At 60.6% G+C, this 18,011-nt stretch carries 22 protein-coding genes and 1 tRNA gene; 13 read left to right on the top strand and 10 right to left on the bottom strand.

Features of this window, described 5'->3' with window-relative positions:
• Positions 1-102 precede the first annotated feature (102 nt).
• On the top strand, positions 103-687 hold the full coding sequence (locus AC13RM_RS29945) for a TetR/AcrR family transcriptional regulator (protein WP_374824116.1): 585 nt from the start codon (positions 103-105) through the stop codon (positions 685-687).
• Between the two features lie 13 nt (positions 688-700).
• Here the strand turns inward: AC13RM_RS29945 and AC13RM_RS29940 are convergent, their stop codons facing one another.
• A complete protein-coding gene (locus AC13RM_RS29940; protein ID WP_440480066.1) occupies positions 701-1,615 on the bottom strand; it encodes an EamA family transporter in 915 nt (304 codons plus the stop codon).
• Positions 1,616-1,712: 97 nt separating this feature from the next.
• Positions 1,713-2,738, bottom strand: coding sequence for a histone deacetylase family protein (locus AC13RM_RS29935; protein WP_374824122.1), 1,026 nt, complete (start codon positions 2,736-2,738; stop codon positions 1,713-1,715).
• Between the two features lie 147 nt (positions 2,739-2,885).
• Between AC13RM_RS29935 and AC13RM_RS29930 the strand changes: the two genes are divergently transcribed.
• Positions 2,886-3,491: an HAD-IA family hydrolase gene (locus AC13RM_RS29930; RefSeq protein ID WP_374824125.1), complete on the top strand. Its 606-nt coding sequence runs from the start codon at positions 2,886-2,888 to the stop codon at positions 3,489-3,491.
• Positions 3,492-3,500: 9 nt separating this feature from the next.
• Here AC13RM_RS29930 and AC13RM_RS29925 read toward each other — a convergent pair whose 3' ends face one another.
• Together AC13RM_RS29925 and AC13RM_RS29920 are read right to left on the bottom strand one after the other, a co-directional pair.
• A complete protein-coding gene (locus AC13RM_RS29925) occupies positions 3,501-4,022 on the bottom strand; it encodes a GNAT family N-acetyltransferase (protein WP_488556031.1) in 522 nt (173 codons plus the stop codon).
• Positions 4,023-4,039: 17 nt separating this feature from the next.
• Complete coding sequence (locus tag AC13RM_RS29920) at positions 4,040-4,612, bottom strand: helix-turn-helix domain-containing protein (protein ID WP_488556030.1); 573 nt, start codon at positions 4,610-4,612, stop codon at positions 4,040-4,042.
• Between the two features lie 171 nt (positions 4,613-4,783).
• Here AC13RM_RS29920 and lepA point away from each other — a divergent pair, with 171 nt between their 5' ends.
• The 3 genes from lepA to AC13RM_RS29905 are packed head-to-tail and all read left to right on the top strand — an operon-like array spanning position 4,784 to position 7,205.
• A complete protein-coding gene (lepA, locus tag AC13RM_RS29915) occupies positions 4,784-6,616 on the top strand; it encodes a translation elongation factor 4 (protein WP_047628664.1) in 1,833 nt (610 codons plus the stop codon).
• A gap of 59 nt (positions 6,617-6,675) precedes the next feature.
• Positions 6,676-6,906, top strand: coding sequence for a type II toxin-antitoxin system CcdA family antitoxin (locus tag AC13RM_RS29910; RefSeq protein WP_488556029.1), 231 nt, complete (start codon positions 6,676-6,678; stop codon positions 6,904-6,906).
• The gene (locus tag AC13RM_RS29905; RefSeq protein ID WP_488556028.1) at positions 6,906-7,205 is read left to right on the top strand and encodes a CcdB family protein; all 300 of its coding nucleotides are present in this window, start codon (positions 6,906-6,908) and stop codon (positions 7,203-7,205) included. The genes AC13RM_RS29910 and AC13RM_RS29905 overlap by 1 nt, the downstream gene beginning before the upstream one ends.
• Positions 7,206-7,207: 2 nt before the next feature.
• Here the strand turns inward: AC13RM_RS29905 and AC13RM_RS29900 are convergent, their stop codons facing one another.
• Positions 7,208-7,663, bottom strand: coding sequence for a GFA family protein (locus AC13RM_RS29900; RefSeq protein WP_488556027.1), 456 nt, complete (start codon positions 7,661-7,663; stop codon positions 7,208-7,210).
• Between the two features lie 85 nt (positions 7,664-7,748).
• The gene (locus AC13RM_RS29895) at positions 7,749-8,483 is read right to left on the bottom strand and encodes a type 1 glutamine amidotransferase (RefSeq protein ID WP_488556026.1); all 735 of its coding nucleotides are present in this window, start codon (positions 8,481-8,483) and stop codon (positions 7,749-7,751) included.
• A gap of 220 nt (positions 8,484-8,703) precedes the next feature.
• Here AC13RM_RS29895 and AC13RM_RS29890 point away from each other — a divergent pair, with 220 nt between their 5' ends.
• Complete coding sequence (locus tag AC13RM_RS29890) at positions 8,704-8,997, top strand: Rdx family protein (RefSeq protein ID WP_015338465.1); 294 nt, start codon at positions 8,704-8,706, stop codon at positions 8,995-8,997.
• Positions 8,998-9,016: 19 nt separating this feature from the next.
• On the opposite strand, the gene AC13RM_RS29885 is transcribed toward AC13RM_RS29890, so the two are convergent.
• Positions 9,017-9,445: a BA14K family protein gene (locus AC13RM_RS29885; protein ID WP_488556025.1), complete on the bottom strand. Its 429-nt coding sequence runs from the start codon at positions 9,443-9,445 to the stop codon at positions 9,017-9,019.
• A 188-nt stretch (positions 9,446-9,633) separates the two neighbouring features.
• On the opposite strand from AC13RM_RS29885, the gene AC13RM_RS29880 reads away from it, so the two are divergent.
• The 3 genes from AC13RM_RS29880 (at position 9,634) to AC13RM_RS29870 (ending at position 11,648) form a co-directional block, all read left to right on the top strand.
• Entirely contained in the window at positions 9,634-11,055 is a 1,422-nt protein-coding gene (locus tag AC13RM_RS29880; protein ID WP_488556034.1) for a phosphomannomutase, read from the top strand.
• A 92-nt stretch (positions 11,056-11,147) separates the two neighbouring features.
• Positions 11,148-11,232 (top strand) — tRNA-Leu (locus tag AC13RM_RS29875).
• Between the two features lie 287 nt (positions 11,233-11,519).
• Entirely contained in the window at positions 11,520-11,648 is a 129-nt protein-coding gene (locus tag AC13RM_RS29870) for a hypothetical protein (RefSeq protein WP_374824151.1), read from the top strand.
• 42 nt (positions 11,649-11,690) lie between these two features.
• On the opposite strand, the gene AC13RM_RS29865 is transcribed toward AC13RM_RS29870, so the two are convergent.
• Positions 11,691-11,957, bottom strand: coding sequence for a DUF982 domain-containing protein (locus AC13RM_RS29865; protein ID WP_113230172.1), 267 nt, complete (start codon positions 11,955-11,957; stop codon positions 11,691-11,693).
• 293 nt (positions 11,958-12,250) lie between these two features.
• Between AC13RM_RS29865 and AC13RM_RS29860 the strand changes: the two genes are divergently transcribed.
• A complete protein-coding gene (locus tag AC13RM_RS29860) occupies positions 12,251-12,433 on the top strand; it encodes a hypothetical protein (RefSeq protein WP_113230173.1) in 183 nt (60 codons plus the stop codon).
• A 242-nt stretch (positions 12,434-12,675) separates the two neighbouring features.
• Here AC13RM_RS29860 and AC13RM_RS29855 read toward each other — a convergent pair whose 3' ends face one another.
• Together AC13RM_RS29855 and AC13RM_RS29850 are read right to left on the bottom strand one after the other, a co-directional pair.
• Positions 12,676-13,452, bottom strand: a complete 777-nt coding sequence (locus tag AC13RM_RS29855; protein ID WP_488556024.1) for an SDR family oxidoreductase — start codon at positions 13,450-13,452, stop codon at positions 12,676-12,678.
• A 107-nt stretch (positions 13,453-13,559) separates the two neighbouring features.
• A complete protein-coding gene (locus AC13RM_RS29850) occupies positions 13,560-14,423 on the bottom strand; it encodes a MurR/RpiR family transcriptional regulator (RefSeq protein WP_092714723.1) in 864 nt (287 codons plus the stop codon).
• 274 nt (positions 14,424-14,697) lie between these two features.
• On the opposite strand from AC13RM_RS29850, the gene AC13RM_RS29845 reads away from it, so the two are divergent.
• Genes AC13RM_RS29845 through AC13RM_RS29835 form a run of 3 tightly spaced genes read left to right on the top strand, consistent with a single transcriptional unit; the run spans position 14,698 to position 17,775 of the window.
• Entirely contained in the window at positions 14,698-15,183 is a 486-nt protein-coding gene (locus AC13RM_RS29845; protein WP_488556033.1) for a hypothetical protein, read from the top strand.
• Positions 15,184-15,194: 11 nt separating this feature from the next.
• Complete coding sequence (locus tag AC13RM_RS29840; RefSeq protein WP_488556023.1) at positions 15,195-16,670, top strand: M81 family metallopeptidase; 1,476 nt, start codon at positions 15,195-15,197, stop codon at positions 16,668-16,670.
• Position 16,671: 1 nt separating this feature from the next.
• Positions 16,672-17,775, top strand: a complete 1,104-nt coding sequence (locus AC13RM_RS29835; protein ID WP_488556022.1) for a D-TA family PLP-dependent enzyme — start codon at positions 16,672-16,674, stop codon at positions 17,773-17,775.
• Positions 17,776-18,011 lie beyond the last annotated feature (236 nt).

Below are 18,011 nucleotides of genomic sequence, written 5' to 3'. Positions count from 1 at the left end.
GATAAACTCACCGAGTCAACACGAGGCTCGAACACCATTTCGTGAGAGCAAGAAGTGGTGCGACAATCTTGACAACCAGCCTACCAAAAGGTAGGCAGCGACATGAAATCAATAGCTTCGACTTCAGAAAAAATTCTCGACATCGCCCAGTCTCTTATCGTGGCCGGAGGCTACAACGGCTTCAGCTATGCAGACATCTCCGCTACGATCGGCATCCGGAAGGCAAGCATCCACCATCATTTTCCGACAAAGGCCGAACTGGTTTCGGTGCTGGTGGACCGTTACAGGCAGCAGGCGGAAGCGGGTCTGAAGTCTTTGCGCGAAGGGGTATCGAGCCCCGCGGAACAGCTGCGGGCCTATGTGAGCTACTGGCACTCATGCATTCGGGACGCCTCGCTGCCCTTCTGTGTCTGCGCAATGCTCGCCAGCGAGATGCAGATGCTGCCGGAAGAGGTCGCATCCCAGGTGCGCGGCCATTTTCATAGCCTCGCCGGATGGCTTAGGTCGGTGCTGCAGGATGGAACCGAGAATGGCCTCTTCCAGCTGGACAGGCGACCTGAGGAAGAGGCGCAAATGCTGATGGCCTCGATTCATGGGGCAATGCTCTCGGCGAGAGCTTTCGGCGATCCAGAACTGTTCATCGCAATCGTTGCACCCCAGATCGCCAGGCTTCAGGCTCGGGATTGACGGGCCGCCAATCTCAGACTTTCGCCGCAAAGATCGTGGCCCCGATACTGGCGGCAACAACGAGCGCCGTTCCGAACATCTGCGATGGCGTCATCGGTTGCGACAGAATGACAAAACCGGCAACGGCGCCGATGGCGGGTTCGAGGCTCATGAGGATGCCGAAGGAAGATGTCGGCATGCGCTTGAGCGCCACCATTTCCAGCACATAGGGAAGCAGCGGCACGAGCAGCGCAAGCCCGGCTATTTCGAGAAGGCCGAAGGCCGTCAGATTAGGGACGGCCGAGGCAAAGCCAAATGGGGTCGAAACGACAGCCGCGACCAGCAGCGACATGGAAAGACCTTCAAGGCCCTGAAAGGCATTGCCGACCTTCTTCGTCAAAAGGATATAGCAGGCCCAGCCCGCGCCGGCTCCGATGGCAAAGAGGATGCCGGGGAGATTGCCGACCCATTCCTCGCCATCATAGGCCAAGAGCAGAACGCCGATGGCGGCGAAAATCGGCCACAGAAGCTGGCGGCCCAGCCCGAAGCCGAGGGTCGCGACCAGCAGCGGCCCGAGAAACTCGATGGCGACGGCAAGGCCCAGGGGAATACGCGCGATTGCCGAAAAGAAAGAAGTCGTCATCAGCGCCGAGACTGTACCGAGCGCCAGCACGCCGAGCCATTGCGAGCGGCTGTAGCTCATGATCTTCGGGCGAACGATGATCGCCAACGCGATAGAGGCGAAGACAAGCCGCAGCCACGTGGCACCCGCCGGTCCATAGGCGTTGATGACCGGAGCCGACAAGGCCGAGCCGAACTGGATTGACGACATCGACATCACGCACATCAGCACGCCGGCGGCGATGCTGCCGGTCGATGGCGGAACATCCGAATGCGGCATCAGCGCCGCGCCGCCATCCGATCCGCTGTCGACAAGCTTCTGTTCCATAAACACCCCCAACTAGGCGGCGTTTTTAGAGGCGGGGCCATGCAGTGGCAAATTCAAACTTTTCATCCTGCGATCAAGCACTTTGATGCAGGAGCCCTCAGGCTTCGAGACCTTTCAGCACATTGGCGACGTTCAGGCCGATTTCGGGCACGCCATAACCGCCCTCCATGCAGACAAGGACGGGCAGCCCAGCAACGGCGATGCGCTCACCCATGCGGAGGAAATCCTGCGAATTCAGCTTGAAGAAGGAGATCGGATCGCGCTCGAACGTATCGACACCGAGCGAGAGCACGATCGCCTCCGCGCCGAATAGCTTGACACGCGAAAGCGCATCGTCGAGAGCCGCCGACCAGACCTCCCACGGCGTGCCGCGCGGCATGGGGTAATTGCGGTTGGTGCCCAGCCCATTTCCCTCGCCCTTCTCATCGGCATGGCCGAGGAAATAGGGAAAGGCGTGGATGGGATCGCCATGCAGCGACGCCGTGAAAACATCGCCGCGCCGGTAGAAAAGGTCCTGCGTGCCGTTGCCGTGATGGAAATCGACATCGAGTATGGCAACCCGGGCGGCGCCATGGTCGCGCAGGCGCTGCGCCGCAACGCCGGCATTGTTGATGAAGCAATAGCCGCCGAAGAGATCGATGCCGGCGTGATGTCCGGGCGGGCGGCAGAGCGCGAAGGCGAAGCGGTTGCCGGCGTGAAGCCAGTCGGCACCGGTCAGGGCACAACGCATCGATGCGATCGCCGCCTCATAGGAGCCTTTGGTGATCGAGGTATCGGCAGCATTGGCATAATGGCCGATCATGCCGACAATATTGTCAGGCACGCGCTGGCTGGTGCGCCTGACGGGAAAGGAGTTGGCGATTGCTTCGCCCGTGTAACCGGCGGCGATCCAGCGCTCCCAGGCTACGGCGAGAAAATCGAGATAGGCGGGATCATGGACTTTGCGCGCCGTTTCCAGCCCATGGGCTTCAGGCGCGACGACATCGTTAAAGCCGGCTTCTTTTACGGCGGCGAGGATCCATTCGGCGCGGAAGGGTGCCTCGAAGGGCGTGACGAGCTGGCCGTCATGCAGTTCGGTCTTGGCATCCCTGAGCTTGTGATCCTCCGAATAGATGACCCGCATCGTCGCCTCTCCATTGCCGACTTTGTTACCCCGATGACACGAAGGCTTACATGCATCGCACTGGAGAAAAAAGGGTGCCATGCCGTCTTGAACGTCACCGCAAACAACTGCAACTTCCGCCAGCATTTGAAGAACAGGGGAAGCAGCATGAAAATCCTGATGGTCGATGTCGACGGTGTGCTGGTGCACGGCCGCCCGAGCGACGGATTGCCGCTTTTCACCTATCTGGAACGCGATCTCGGCCTGGGGCTCGAGGCACTGCAAGAGGCATTCTTCAAAACCTGTTGGCCTGACATCGTCACCGGTCGCGATGCGCTTGAGCCGAGGCTTGCCGAGGTTCTCGGGAAGATTGCGCCCCACCTCAGCGCCCGGACCCTAATCGACTATTGGTTCGAGAATGACTCCCGCCTGGACCACAGCCTGCTCGACGACCTCGCCGCACTGAGGGCCGGGGGAACGAGGATGTTCCTGGCGACCAATCAGGAACATCTGCGCGCTGCCTATCTCATGGACGAACTCGGGCTCTCCTCCCGCTTCGACGGCATCTTCTATTCCGCCGCCCTCGGTCATCAGAAGCCAGCAGCCGAATTCTTCCGGCTGGCAACCGAGCGTGTCGGGCTTTCCGCGAGCGACATCGGCTTCATCGACGATGTGGAGGCCAATATCGAGGCGGCGCGGCAATTCGGCTGGAAGGCGATGCAATGGACATCCGGTTCCAAGTTGCCGGATGCCATTGCCGCTTTCTCCGTCTGAATTGCGCCCTCAGTCGGCAATCCGCTTATAGAAAATGGTCGTGTCGCAAAGACCGCCCTCCGGCCACAGGGCATAATCCGGCACCACGCCGACACGCTGCCAGCCGAGGCGCGGATAGATCGCCTCCGCGTCGCTGCCAGTTGCCGTATCGAGGACCAGCAAGGTCTTGCCGATGCGAGCGGCTTCGCGCTCCGCCGCCTCCATCAGGTGACGGGCAAGACCCTTGCCGCGCGCGGAGCTATGCACCAGCAGTTTCTTGAGATCGCCGCGATGCGGCTGGTTCGGCATTTGCGCCGCACCCACCTGTACCGTTCCGACCACCCTGCTCTCAATTACGGCGGCGAAAAGCAGTGTCGCGCCGCTTTCGACGCTATCGGCAACACCTTGCCAGTAGGGCAAGGCATCCCCCGTTCCGTAAGGCTGCATGAAGCCGACGGAAGCGCCGCCGTTGACGCAATCGGCGAGCACATCGCAAAGATCCGGCAGGGCGGCACGAGCCTCGGTGGCGGAGAGAAGACGAATATCAGACATGAAAAGGTCCTTGGGTGTTATGAACGGCCGCGATCGAGGATGACGCTGTAGCGCGCCGGCACCTCGCCGGGATTATGGAAGGCGTGGCCATCGCCGACGCCCATGAAAAGACAATCGCCGGGCATGAGGCGATGGGCGACATCGCGATGCGTGACCTCCATCTCGCCTTCGAACAGCCAGACATGCTGGGTCATGCCGGCGCTTGCAGTATTCGGCGGGAAGATGACGCGCGCGCCGGCAGGGAACAGGACTTCGACGACATCGACCTTCGATTCGGTTCCAGGCGGCGAGACAGCCCGCCTGACATAGCCGGTGCCGGGGTCGCGCCAGATCGCCTGCTGATCGCGGCGGGCAAGCGGCGACACTTCCTTATCCTCTTCGGCAAAGAAGGCTGAAAGCGAAAGGCCGAGCGCTGCGCAGAGCCGCGACAGCAGCGATGCCGTCGGGCTCGCCTCCGCCCGCTCGATACGCGAGATCATGGCGCGGCTGACGGCCGAGGCATTGGCAAGCTCATCCAGCGTCAGGCCGCGAGCGATGCGCAGCTCCTTGATGCGCGCGCCGATCGCCAGTTCCAGATCATCATCCGCCATTGTTCGCGTCTCATACTTTGAAATTCCACTATACGAGAAATACACGATCACATGATGGAATCAAGAGTGCTTCGGCGCTCCTCGGCGGCGGGTCGGAAAAGGCTAACATAACGTGAAGATAGCCGCCAAAACCCCGCTTTTCCGCTTTGCGGCGCGGGGCGGCGCTGCTATATGGCGCGCATGAGCACCAATTCCACCACTCCGCTTTCGCACATCCGCAACTTCTCGATCGTGGCCCATATCGACCACGGCAAATCGACGCTGGCCGATCGCCTGATCCAGACGACGGGCGGCCTTGCCGAACGCGAGATGTCGGAGCAGGTGCTTGATAATATGGAGATCGAGCGCGAGCGCGGCATCACCATCAAGGCCCAGACGGTGCGCCTGCACTACAAGGCCAACAATGGCGAGACCTATATCCTCAATCTGATCGACACGCCCGGACACGTCGACTTCGCCTACGAAGTCTCGCGCTCGCTGTCGGCCTGCGAGGGATCGCTGCTTGTTGTCGACGCCTCTCAGGGTGTGGAAGCGCAGACGCTCGCCAACGTCTATCAGGCGATCGACAACAATCACGAGCTCGTCACCGTCCTCAACAAGATCGACCTGCCGGCGGCCGAACCCGACCGCATCAAGGATCAGATCGAGGAAGTGATCGGCATCGACGCATCGGACGCCGTGCTGATTTCGGCCAAGACCGGCCTCGGCATTCCCGACGTGCTGGAAGCCATCGTCCACAAGCTGCCGGCGCCGAAGAGCGCGGGCGGCGAAAAGGCGCCCTTGAAGGCGCTGCTGGTCGACAGCTGGTACGACACCTATCTCGGCGTTATGGTTCTCGTGCGCATCATCGACGGCACGCTGACCAAGGGTCAGACCATCCGCATGATGGGCACGGACGCGAAGTACCAGATCGAACGTGTCGGCGTTCTCACGCCGAAGATGGTCGCCGTCGACAGCCTCGGCCCCGGCGAGATCGGCTTCATTACCGCTTCGATCAAGGAAGTGGCAGACACTCGCGTCGGCGATACGATCACCGAAGACAAGCGCCCGACCGCCGAGGCTCTCCCGGGCTTCAAGCCGGCGCAGCCCGTCGTGTTCTGCGGCCTCTTCCCGGTCGATGCCGCCGATTTCGAAGACCTGCGCTCGGCCATGGGCAAGCTGCGCCTCAACGACGCCAGCTTCTCCTTCGAGATGGAATCGTCTGCCGCTCTCGGCTTCGGTTTCCGCTGCGGCTTCCTCGGCCTGCTTCATCTGGAAATCATCCAGGAGCGCCTGGAACGCGAATTCAATCTCGACCTGATCGCGACGGCCCCCTCAGTCGTCTATCAGCTCACCATGACCGACGGCACCGAGATCGAGCTGCACAACCCGGCCGACATGCCCGATGTCGTCAAGATTTCGGAATTCCGCGAGCCGTGGATCAAGGCGACGATCCTGACGCCGGACGATTATCTCGGCTCGATCCTGAAGCTCTGCCAGGACCGCCGCGGCATCCAGACCGAGCTGACCTATGTCGGCAACCGCGCCATGATCACCTACGACCTGCCGCTCAACGAAGTCGTCTTCGACTTCTACGACCGCCTGAAGTCGATCTCCAAGGGCTATGCCTCCTTCGACTACAGCCTGACCGATTATCGCGAGAGCGATCTCGTCAAGATGTCGATCCTCGTCAATGCCGAACCGGTGGACGCGCTCTCCATGCTCGTGCACCGCTCCGCCGCCGAAAAGCGCGGCCGCGTCATGTGCGAGAAGCTGAAGGACCTGATCCCGCAGCACATGTTCCAGATCCCGATCCAGGCGGCGATCGGCGGGCGTATCATCGCCCGCGAGACGGTGAAGGCGCTGCGCAAGGACGTGACGGCCAAGTGCTACGGCGGCGACGCCACCCGCAAGCGCAAGCTGCTCGACAAGCAGAAGGAAGGCAAGAAGCGCATGCGGCAGTTCGGCAAGGTCGAAATCCCGCAGGAGGCGTTTATTGCCGCGCTGAAGATGGGGGACGAGTGAGGCTCTTCCCAACAACAAATTATGCGCATATAGTTTGCGCATAATTTGAGGAATACCTCATGACCCAAGCGACGCGAAAAGCTGCAAATTTGTCTCTCGACGAAGGGCTCGTTTCAGATGCCCGTGAACTGAAAATCAATATCTCACGTGCTGCCGAAGAGGGTATCGCGCGCGCTATCAAGGCTGAGCGCGAGCGCCTGTGGCTTCTGGAAAATGCCGAGGCCATCGAACAAGCGAATGCCTATGTTGAAAAACATGGCCTGCCGTTTGGAAAATACCGACAGTTCTGATGGCGAGATTTCATGTCTATGGTTTGAAGCAAAGTCGAATTCTCGCGTTAGATCTTCAGTCCGATTTGCTGGAAAGACTAAGTACGCGGATGGTGGCGCCACTACTCCGCGCCGAGGGAGTGTCTATGCCAATGGCACGGCTCAACCCGCAATTTACTATTGCTGGCGAGCCCTACATCATGGCGACCCAGTTGATGACAGCAATACCGCTCACCGAAATCGGGGAATTGATCACCGACTTGAGTTTGCACGGCGATCAGATTACCGCCGCGACCGACTTTCTTTTTCAGGGCTTTTGACTTCAGTTTCCTGCCAAATATTCCCTCGTCAGCCCCTCATACTCCTCCATCGCCGGCAGCGCTGCGTAGCTGTGCTTGGCCGGTGTCGTCACCCAGGGCAGCTTTTCGCTCGTCCAGGTCTCGATGAAGGGCGTGAACCAGCTGGGGTCGTCGAGCATGGTGGCGCGGACATTGACGAACCAGTCGACGCCTTCGAGCTTCGTGAACATCCAGCTCATGCAATGCGGGCAGAAATAGTGATGGATGACATCGCCGTGCAGGCCGCCGATGACAGGCTCGCCCTCAGTCACCTCGAAACCCTGCGTGGGGATGGCGGCGCTTAGCGAATAGGGACCGCCGGTCATGCGCTGGCAGCCTGTGCAATGGCAGGCCATGGTGAGCAGCGGCTTGGCGCTGATCTTCAACCGCACCTGCCCGCAACGGCAGCCGCCCTCGCTCGGTAGTTCCAGCGTGCTCATGATGTCATTTCCTCCTATTTCAAAACTGCCGGTGTACGGCATGTCGCCATCGGATTGATCGGACGTGTCCGATCATCAGCGACCCTCAAGCTTCCGCCGCCTGCGGAAGCTCCGCTTGCACCTTAATCGTCCGCACCCAGGCCCTTGCGATCGCAAGGCCGGCCGTCTCAGCCGCTGCCGCATGCTTGACCACTAGCTCCGGATAGCGATCGAGCCAGCCCGGCTCCTTGTGCTCGATGGTTTCCCTAAATTCGCCACGCCAGCGCTCGACGACCGCGGCATTGGCCTCGAAATGAAACTGCGTGCCATAGGTGGCGCGGCCGATGCGGAAGGCCTGGTTCGGCGTGACGGCATTGGCAGCAAGGCGCGTGGCTCCCACAGGCAAGGTAAAAGTGTCGCTATGCCATTCGAAGATGGTGAATTCGTCGCCGACATCGGCGAGCAACGGGTCCTTTTTCCCCTCGTCAGTCAGGCCGACTGTTTTCCAGCCGAATTCATGGGCGGTACCGAGAAGATTTTCGGCCTCGTAGGCGCGCGCCAAAATCTGGCTGCCGAGGCAGATGCCGAGCACGGCCTTGTCCTCGCCCTCGAAACGGCGCATCAGCCGCGCCAGCTCCGGCAGATAGGGATGGGTATCGTCGTCGCGGGCGCTCTGCTCGCCGCCGAGCACGGCTAGTGCATCATAGGCCGATATGTCCTTCGGCAAGGCCTCGCCGCTCCAGGGGCGAAACCAGTCGATCTCGACTCGGGCCTCCTCAAGCGCTATGCCAAGCGCGCCGAGCGGGGTGTTCTTCATATTCTCGATGATGGCGACGCGCATACCGTTGATTCCCGAGCGATGTTACCACCGGAGATGAGCATGAGGCGGCGGGAGAGGCAAGTGGCCAGAGCGTTTCAGCGCTCGCCGGAAATGCCGCTCCGGCCGTCCGCCATTGCTCACTTCCGGGCGGAAACCGCTTGGCGCCGTTCCTGGAAGTGCTTTGGCTTGCAGCGGAGTAAAGTTGAGCCTAAATCTCAGCAAACAACGAAGGATCATGACGATGAGCGACAAGCCGCGGATCACCATTCTCTACTGCACCCAATGCAACTGGCTGCTGCGCTCCGGCTGGATGGCGCAGGAGCTGTTGCAGACCTTTACCGACAGTCTTGGCGAAGTAGCGCTGATCCCCGGCACCGGCGGCGTCTTCGAAATCCGCATCGACGGCGAGCTGTTGTGGGAGCGCAAGCGGGATGGCGGCTTCCCGGGACCGAAGGAACTCAAGCAGCGGGTACGCGATATCATCGACCCCGAGCGCGATCTCGGCCATACCGACCGCGGATCGCTGGAAAGCTAAGTCTCCTGCTGCTCAGGCATCAGTCGAAGGGCGAATGGCAGGGCTTGGTTCCATTATTGATCGTCGTATAGCTGTTGGTGCCGGGATTATAGGTGCGATAGCGCTCGGCGCACCAGGTTTGATGCTGTCTCAGTTTCTGGGCGGGCGAAGGATAGAGAGGCCTCGGTGGCGGTGCATAGGTTTCACGCGGGGGAACCTGAACTCGCGGGCTGCCAAAGCGATTGAGGCCTCCGTTATAGGGCGGTGTGATCGGAAGCGGCTGACCTGGGCGGGTGTAGAACTGCCGCTCGCCGAAACCGAAGCAGCCGCGGGAATCGCAGATGACTGTATTGGTGCGCGGTGGAGTGATGAGCTTCCGAGAATCCGAGGCGGCTGTCGCGAAATCCGCCTGCGACAGCGAGGCAAGCGCGAGGACGCAGCCAAACGCGATCCTATGAAAAACAGCCATGATATACTCCTGTTCCGAACGCTGCGAACCTATGCGGGCCGCCGCACCTCTTATCTTAGTTGGGGTCATGACGATGGCAAAACCAGTGCTGCCGCAACCGGAACCTATCGATCCACGATGAGTTGATCGCCGCCACCGCTTGCGTCATAACAGCCCGACCATTGCAAGGGAGATTGCCTGTGAGCAGTTTGAAATTCGGCACCAGCGGCCTTCGTGGCCTATCCGCAGACCTCACCGGACGGGCATCAGCGCTCTATGCGACAGCCTTTGCCCGCCATCTGCTGAAAAACGGCCATGCCAAAGCGGGCGATCTCATCCTCGTCGGTCGCGATTTCCGCGAATCGAGCCCGGCGATCTCCGCCACCTGCATCGGCGCGCTGAAGCGGGCCGGCCTGACACCGATCGACTGCGGCACATTGCCGACGCCGGCGCTGGCACTTTACGGCCTGCAGCTGAAAGCTGCCTCGCTGATGATCACCGGCTCGCACATCCCCGCCGACCGCAACGGCATCAAATTCTACCGGCCAGACGGTGAAATCGACAAGCGCGACGAAGTGGCGATCAGCGAGGAGGCGCTTGCGATCGGCGATTCAGTGCTCGACGAAACGCCTGCCGAGGCGGAAAACCGCACGGCGGAGACGGAGGCGCTGTTCCTGGAGCGCAACAAGGGCCTGCTGCCATCAGGCAGCCTCGCCGGCCTCACCATCGGCGTCTATCAGCACAGCACGGTGGCGCGTGATCTCTTCGGTCAGGTGCTTACTCATTATGGCGCCCGCGTCGTACCGCTCGGCCGCTCCGAGAGCTTCATTCCGGTGGATACGGAAGCGGTCTCGGCCGAGACGATCCACCTGATGAAGGCCTGGGCGCCGGAACATGGGCTGGATGCCATCGTTTCGGCCGATGGCGACGGTGACCGGCCACTGGTCGCGGACGAAACCGGCGAGCCGCTGCGCGGCGATCTGCTCGGCCTTATCGCGGCGAACTTCCTCGGCGCGCAAGTGGTTGTTACGCCTGTTACCTCCAATTCGGGCATTGAGGCCGCCGGCTCCTATGCCGTCACCCGCACCCGCGTCGGCTCGCCCTATGTGATCGCCGGCATGGACGAGGCTGTTGCCGCGGAGAAGGCCAATGTCATGGGCTTCGAGGCCAATGGCGGCACGCTGACATCAAGCCGCTTCACCGTCGAGGGAAAATCTTTCGACCCGCTGCCGACGCGCGACAGCTTCCTGCCGATCCTGGCAACGCTCTACGCCGCGGCGAAGGCACGCAAACCGCTTTCGGCCGTTGCCGGCAGCTACCGCTTGCCCTTTGCCGCCGCCGACCGTCTGGAGAATTTCCCCGTGGAAACCAGTGCGGCGCTAATGGCCTATCTGCGCGCCTCAGACGCCAATCTTTCGGATTTCCTGAAGCCGATCGCGACGGTCGCCTCCAAGAGCGATATCGACGGGCTCAGGGTGACACTTGTGGATAACCGAATCATCCATTTCCGCCCTTCCGGCAATGCGCCGGAAATGCGCTGCTACGTGGAAGCATCGAGCGAAAGCGAGGCAAAGGCCCTGCTGGACCAGGGACTTGGCCTGATCAGCGCATGGGCCGCAGCCCGGGTTTGACCCGGGCTCCAACTGCTTTTTTCACGATTGCCACGAAAACTTCAAAAACCCTGTTGACACCGGACGGCCACCCCCTTACATGCGTGTCCGTCGCCCAGATGGCGGAATTGGTAGACGCGCAGGTTTCAGGTACCTGTGCCGCGAGGCGTGGAGGTTCGAGTCCTCTTCTGGGCACCATTTCCTTTCTTGAGAAACGTGGATTTCTCAAAGATTTCAAGATTTAGCGAGCATCGTAGGATGCCGCTTCCGGTTCGCCGGAGTTCGCAAGAACTTGCCTTGAAATCGGCTGTCCGGATGAAAACCGGCCTTTCGGTATCCCTGAATAATCGCCATTTGAACGGATCCCTGATGCCAGCCGCAGGCAGGCGATGAAAGCCTGATCGATGGCGGTCGCCCAGCGTTTTTAAATCATTGACTACCGAAGAAGAGATCGACCTAATGGGGCAAACCCTGAGGGATGTTTGATGAACGACAAGAGCGACTGGTACGATCTGATTGTCGGCAACGGCAATGTCAATGAAGGGCTCGGGAGGATGATGGGGTTCATCCTCGCCGTCATCATAATCCTCAGCCTGATCTTCTGGGCAATCTGAGCGCCTCTCGCCGAGGGAGGCCATCGCCCCGTCTTACATCGACTAGTGAAGGCTCTCCGAATCCGGCCTGACGCTCAGCCCGGCCTCACGCGCCGCCTCCAGAAAAGCCTTTCGCGACCGCTCGGCGGAAACTTTGCCGAGAACGGCATCGAGGCAGATCAGCACGGCCTCATCCATTGCTGGACCGCCATTGACCGGCCACTCCTCGCTCATGCAGTTTGCCGCATCCAGCGCGTTGGTGATGATCGCGAAATGGCCGATGCCATCGAGATCGACTATGACGGGATTGTTCCAATCACCATGTTCCATGGCAGCCCTCCTCGCCTTAATGCCATCGGGCCATAACGGCGAGCAGTGGCAAGATGTTCCGGGCTCATGCGTATGCCTTAAGATTCCTTGAGGCACCTCGTCAGGTGTGACCGGATGCGAGACCCGCGATAGGAAAACCACGGGCCGCCCGCCAAACGGCCCATCCAGGCACGAGCAGACGGCACCTTCCCGCTTTGTGCAAACCTCCCTCCCGCTACGACGCTACCTCCTGCGGCTCTATCCCGTTAACTTTTGCCGAACGGAGGAAAAAGACGAATAAGGGGAACAACAAAATGGACCACGTCTGTAACCTGCTCTGGCTTGCCTTCAGCGTCGCTCTTCTTTTCGCCGCATTGAACCGGCGCCTGGTCGAAGATTACGTCGCCATGTGGTATCTGCTCGTCATCACCGCCATGACCGTCATGGCCTGGGCGGGCTTCTTTCCGACTGACATGGCGACGCTGCGGGCGGGATAGCGCGCTCCAGCGCCACAAGCAGGCAATCCTGTCGCCCCTTGCCTCTCTAACGGCTGGGCACGAAAAGCCGCCGAAAATCCATATCGGCGGCCTGAAGCATGATTGAAAGCCGAGCCGGCGCTTTAAAGCGTGTCAGGGATCGGGCGACGGTGCTTTCCACCCTCGGGAGACCAGATGTTTTCGAGATAATAGGAAGACGGCTGCATTCTATCCCCCTGGCTACTCCCCTCTGGCAGCGAGCTTCAGTAGTGTTCGGACTGCGAGAAGGTATGGGCGAGCTCCGCCTGCCCCGCCGTCAAGCCGCAATCGACCGGCAGGCAGACGCCAGTGATCGCCGAGGCAAGCGGACTTGCGAGGAAAGAGACGGCATTGGCGACATCGGCCGGATCGACGACGCGACGCAGCGCATACCAGCGCTTCGCCTCCTCGAAGACATTCGGATTTGCGGCGGCGCGCGCTTCCCAGGCCTGGGTGCGCACCGTGCCGGGCGCGACCGCATTCGAGCGGATGCCGAACTTGCCGTATTCGACCGCAACCAGCCGGGTGAAATGCAGAAGCCCCGCCTTGGCGGCGCTGTAGGCCGGATGGCCGAAGACGGCCATGCCGTTGACGGAGGCGATATTGATGACCGACCCCTTCGACGCCTTCAGCATGTCCTCGACAGCGCGGAAGCAGAGAAAAGCCGCTTCGAGATTGAGGGCATTGTCGGCACGCCAGATGGCCGGCGTGGTATCATGAAGGCTGACGGCGCGGGCGGCACCGGCATTGTTGACGAGCGTCTTCACCCCACCGAGATCCGATGCGGCCTTCGCCATGGCGGCAACATCGGCATCGCTGGTGATATCCGCCTTGAATGGCACGAAACGTTCCGCGGGGCCGAGATCTCCAACAGCCTTCTGCATGGCCGCCTCGTCGATATCGACGAGCAGGATGATGTCATGGTCATCCGCCAGGCGTTTTGCGATGGCACGGCCGATATCGCCGGCAGCCCCCGTGACGATGGCGACGGATTTGCTCATATCATATTCCTTCGATCGATTCCCCGAGCAGCTGGATCCGCCACCCTATGTTGTTGTTTTCGGCGGAACCCAATGTGATGAGCGTCGCCGACTGTCGCGAAACTGCTCTAGTCTCCAAGAAGCTGGCGGTCGTCGCCATCGCGATGGGTGACAAGCTGCTGTTTGATACGGCGCAGCGTCACCGTTGCCTGCGGCTGAATGCGGTAGGCAATCAGGCTGGCAAGAATGTCCACCACGGCTAGATAGGCGATGCGGGTCGATGTCGGTCGATAGATATTGTCTCCTTCCGGCAGGTCGACAGGCACCGTAATCTCGGCGGCGCGGGCCACTGGGCTTTCACTCTGCGTCAGAGCGATGGTCGGCACCTTGGCTTCGCGTGCCAGCGCAAAGGCGCGCACCAGCTCGGCATTGCGGCCGGAAAAGGACGAGCCGATCAGCACATCCGTCGGCTTGGCGGCCGCAGCCATCATCAGCTGCATGCTGTGGTCGGAACTTGCGGTAATGCGGAGGCCGAGCCGGAACAGGCGGTTCTGCAGCTCGGTCGCAATCATCGAGGAATTGCCGCCTGAGCCGAAGGCATAGATCATCTCCGCGCCGGCAAGCCGGTTCGCCGCCCGCTCGATGGCGGCAACATCCAGCCCGCGATGCAGCAGGAAGAGCGCGTTCTGCGCCTTGGTAATAATATCCTGGGCGACGTCGGCCGGGGCAATGCTCTTCGGCTCGGGCTTCAGATAGCGCATGCCGACATAGGCGGTGCGCGCGAGCTGCACCTTGAAATCGGAAAAGCTTTCGCACCCCAAACGCCGGCAGAAGCGCGTCACCGTCGGCGGCGAGACATCCGCCTTGCCCGCAAGCTCGATGATGGAAGCATTGACGGCGAATTCGAAATCATTGAGGACGATATCGGCGATGCGGATTTCCGATTGTGAAAGCCGGCCTCTCTCTTCCTGCATGGTCGTGAAGATATCCATCAGCCCCCCTTTGTCGCTGGTTCGCCCAGGTTTGACACGTAGTCAGCGACGCGATCCATCTCAATCTTCCCGATCCCGCCGGCGCCTGTGGACAGGCGCATGCGCAGATGCAGCTTGTCATTCGTTCCCATTCGGCCGGAACCGTGACATACGATGGCCACCATGCGGTTCCTGCAAATTATTTTCTTGATAAGTTGACAAATGACCATAGAAAGCAGAATTTGACCAGTGAAAATCGCAAATTATGAAAAGAATTTAAATGACGGCGGATACCATGCGTGATCCCTTCAAGAACCCTTTCCCTGCCAGCGATACCGCCAGGCATTCGATCTGGGAGATGCTCGTTCCGCGCGATATCGATGCTTTTCTTGCCGCAGACTGGTCGATGGTTGCGGGCGATTTCGTCGAAGAGGGCTTTATCGGCATCGATGGCAAGCGCGACGTCAGCCCGGACAAATGGCGCCTCGCCTTCCCGACGCTATCGGCCTATCGCGACGAGTGGCTGCGCCAGGCGCGCGACTTCGCCACACAATCCTTCGCTGAGGATGCGCGTACCGCCATCTTCACGACAACGACGCTCGAAGATATCGAAATCGAGGGCGATATGGCGCTGGTGCGCAAGAAGTTCGACGGCAGCCTGAAGAAGTCGGATGGCGGCATCGACGTGATGAAGTGGCAGACACTTTATTATTGCCGCCTGCATGAAGGCCGCTGGAAGATCAGCGGCTTCACCGGCTATCTGCCGAATCCCATGGAATAGAGGCGACAGCGTTGCGCATTTTTACCGCGGCCCTTGCGACCGAGACGAATACCTTCTCCCCCATCTGCGTCGACCGGCGCGCTTTCGAAGCCTCTCTCTATGCGCCACCCGGCATGCATCCGGAAACGCCGACGCTGTGTTCGGCACCGATCACCGTCGGCCGCCGCGTCGCGGCGGAAAAGGGCTGGGAGGTGATCGAGGGCACCGCCACCTGGGCTGACCCGGCCGGGCTTGTCAACCGCCGTACTTATGAGGAACTGCGCGACGAAATCCTCGAGCAGCTGCGGGCGGCGATGCCTGTCGATGCCGTCGTTCTCGGACTGCACGGCGCCATGGTCGCAGATGGTTACGAGGATACGGAAGGTGATTTCCTGTCGCGCGTGCGCGAGATTGTCGGTCCGGATATCCTGGTGTGCGCCGAGCTCGATCCGCATAGCCATCTGACGGCGAAGCGCCGCGCAGCCGCAAATTTCTTCGTCTATTTCAAGGAATTCCCGCATACGGACTTCGTCGATCGCGCCGAGGACCTCTGGCGCATCGCCATCGACACGCTGGAAGGCAGGGTCACGCCGGTCATGTCCGTCTTCGACTGCCGCATGATCGATGTCTTTCCGACCTCGCGCGACCCCATGCGCTCCTTCGTCGACAAGATCATGGCGATGGAAAAGAGCGACGCCGATATCCTGTCCATTTCGGTCATTCACGGCTTCATGGCCGGCGACGTGCCGGAGATGGGTACGAAGCTGCTCGTCGTCACCGATAATAAGCCGGATAAAGGTTCCGCAATCGCCCACGCTCTCGGTCTAGAGCTCTTTTCGAAGCGCGGCACCTTCATCATGCCGCAGATCGACGAGAAGCAGGCGGTGAACGAGGCGATGGCTGCTGCCTCAGGTCCGGTCGTCATTGCCGATCTCTGGGACAATCCCGGCGGCGGCACCGCAGGCGATGCAACGGTCATCCTGCAGGAATTGCTCGACCGCGGCGCCACCGATACGGCGATCGGCACGATCTGGGATCCAATGGCCGTGCAGATCTGCATGGCGGCCGGCGAAGGCGCGGAAATCCCACTGCGTTTCGGCGCGAAATCGGCGCCGGGCACGGGCAATCCGATCGACGGCCTCGTCAAGATCATCCGCCTTGTCCCCAATGCCGAGATGCGTTTTGGCGAGAGCTTTGCTCCCTTCGGCGATGCCGTGCATATTCAGTTCGATGGCATCGACATCATCCTGAACTCGACGCGCGCCCAGAGTTTTGATCCGAGCCTGTTTTCCGTCATGGGCATCGACCCGACAACGAAGAAGATCCTGGTCATCAAATCGACCAATCATTTCTACGCGTCCTTCTCCAAGATATCATCGCAGATCCTTTACTGCTCCGCGGGAACACCTTATCCCAACAATCCGGCGCGCACGCCCTACCGTCGCGCGCCGAAGGATATCTGGCCGATGGTGGCGGACCCCTTTGCAGAAGAACGGAAAGACGCCTGACATGGCACATGATATCGCCTCGGAAATCAGCCCCAAGCCCGGCGACAGCATCGAGAGCCTCTCCACGCCGCGCCCCGTCATCGACGAAGACCGGCTGGCTGCGAACATCGCCCGCGTGCAGTCCTATATGGATGAGCATGGTCTGAACTTCCGACCGCACATCAAGACGCACAAAATCCCTGCGCTGGCACGCGCCCAGATCGCCGCCGGTGCCAAGGGCATCAACTGCCAGAAGATCACGGAGGCGGAAGTCTTCGCCGATGCGGGCTTTGAAGATATTCTGATCACCTTCAATATTCTCGGGGCTGAAAAGCTTGAGCGGCTTTCGGCTTTGAACGACCGCATTTCCGGCCTCAAGGTCGTAGCCGACAGCATCGTGACGGTTGACGGACTTTCCGACTGGTTCTCCGCCCGCAAGCCCCTGAGCGTGCTAGTGGAATGCGATACCGGAGGCGCCCGTTGTGGCGTGCAATCGCCTGCGGAGGCGGCAAAGCTTGGCAAGCATATCGCTGGCAAGCCGGGTCTCGTTTTTGGCGGCCTGATGACCTATCCGAAGCCGGATAGTGCTGCAGCGACACAGGAATTCCTGTCGGACGCCATAAGGCTCCTGAAAGCGGACGGTATCGAATGCCCGATCGTCAGCAATGGCGGCACGCCGAGCCTTTTCGAGGCGCATCTGGTAACTGCTGCGACGGAACATCGTGCCGGAACCTATATCTATAACGACCGCTCGATGGTGCGTGCGGGCCATTGTCGCGAGGAGGATTGCGCCATGCACATCCTCGCTATCATCGTTTCCCGACCGACCGAAGACCGCGCCGTCATCGATGCCGGCTCGAAGGCACTGACCTCTGACCTTCTCGGCTTTGCCGATTACGGCCAGGTGGTCGGCTATCCCGACGCCGTCATCAAGGGTCTTTCGGAGGAACATGGCGTTATCGACCTATCGAAGTGCGCCGGCCCTCGTCCTGAGATCGGCGACAAGATCCGCATCATCCCGAACCACACCTGCGTCGTCTCCAACCTCTTCGACCAGATGGTCTTCCATCGCGATGGCGTCGTCACCCGCGTCGAAGACGTAGCGGCTCGCGGTTTGGTCTGGTAGGGCGATCTGCCATCCGCCGATTGCTTCCGTGGGCCACCCTCGTCCTTCGACGGGCTCAGGATGAGGGTGGAGCGAGTTCAGTTCTGAGCTATAGCTGGGCGAGATTGATCAGTCCTCATGCTGAGGAGGCCCGAGGGGCCTTCTCGAAGCAGGAGGGCGGATGGCTGCTTCCGGGGGTCGCTCTCATTAGAGCGTTTCAAGTTTTGACGGAAGCGTATCCTGCGTTAGAGAAGTAG

It is taken from the genome of Martinezella sp. CNPSo 3732, assembly GCF_057784515.1.
Note: the sequence above shows the minus strand (reverse complement) of the source record. Positions and strands in the feature narration are given on the sequence as shown.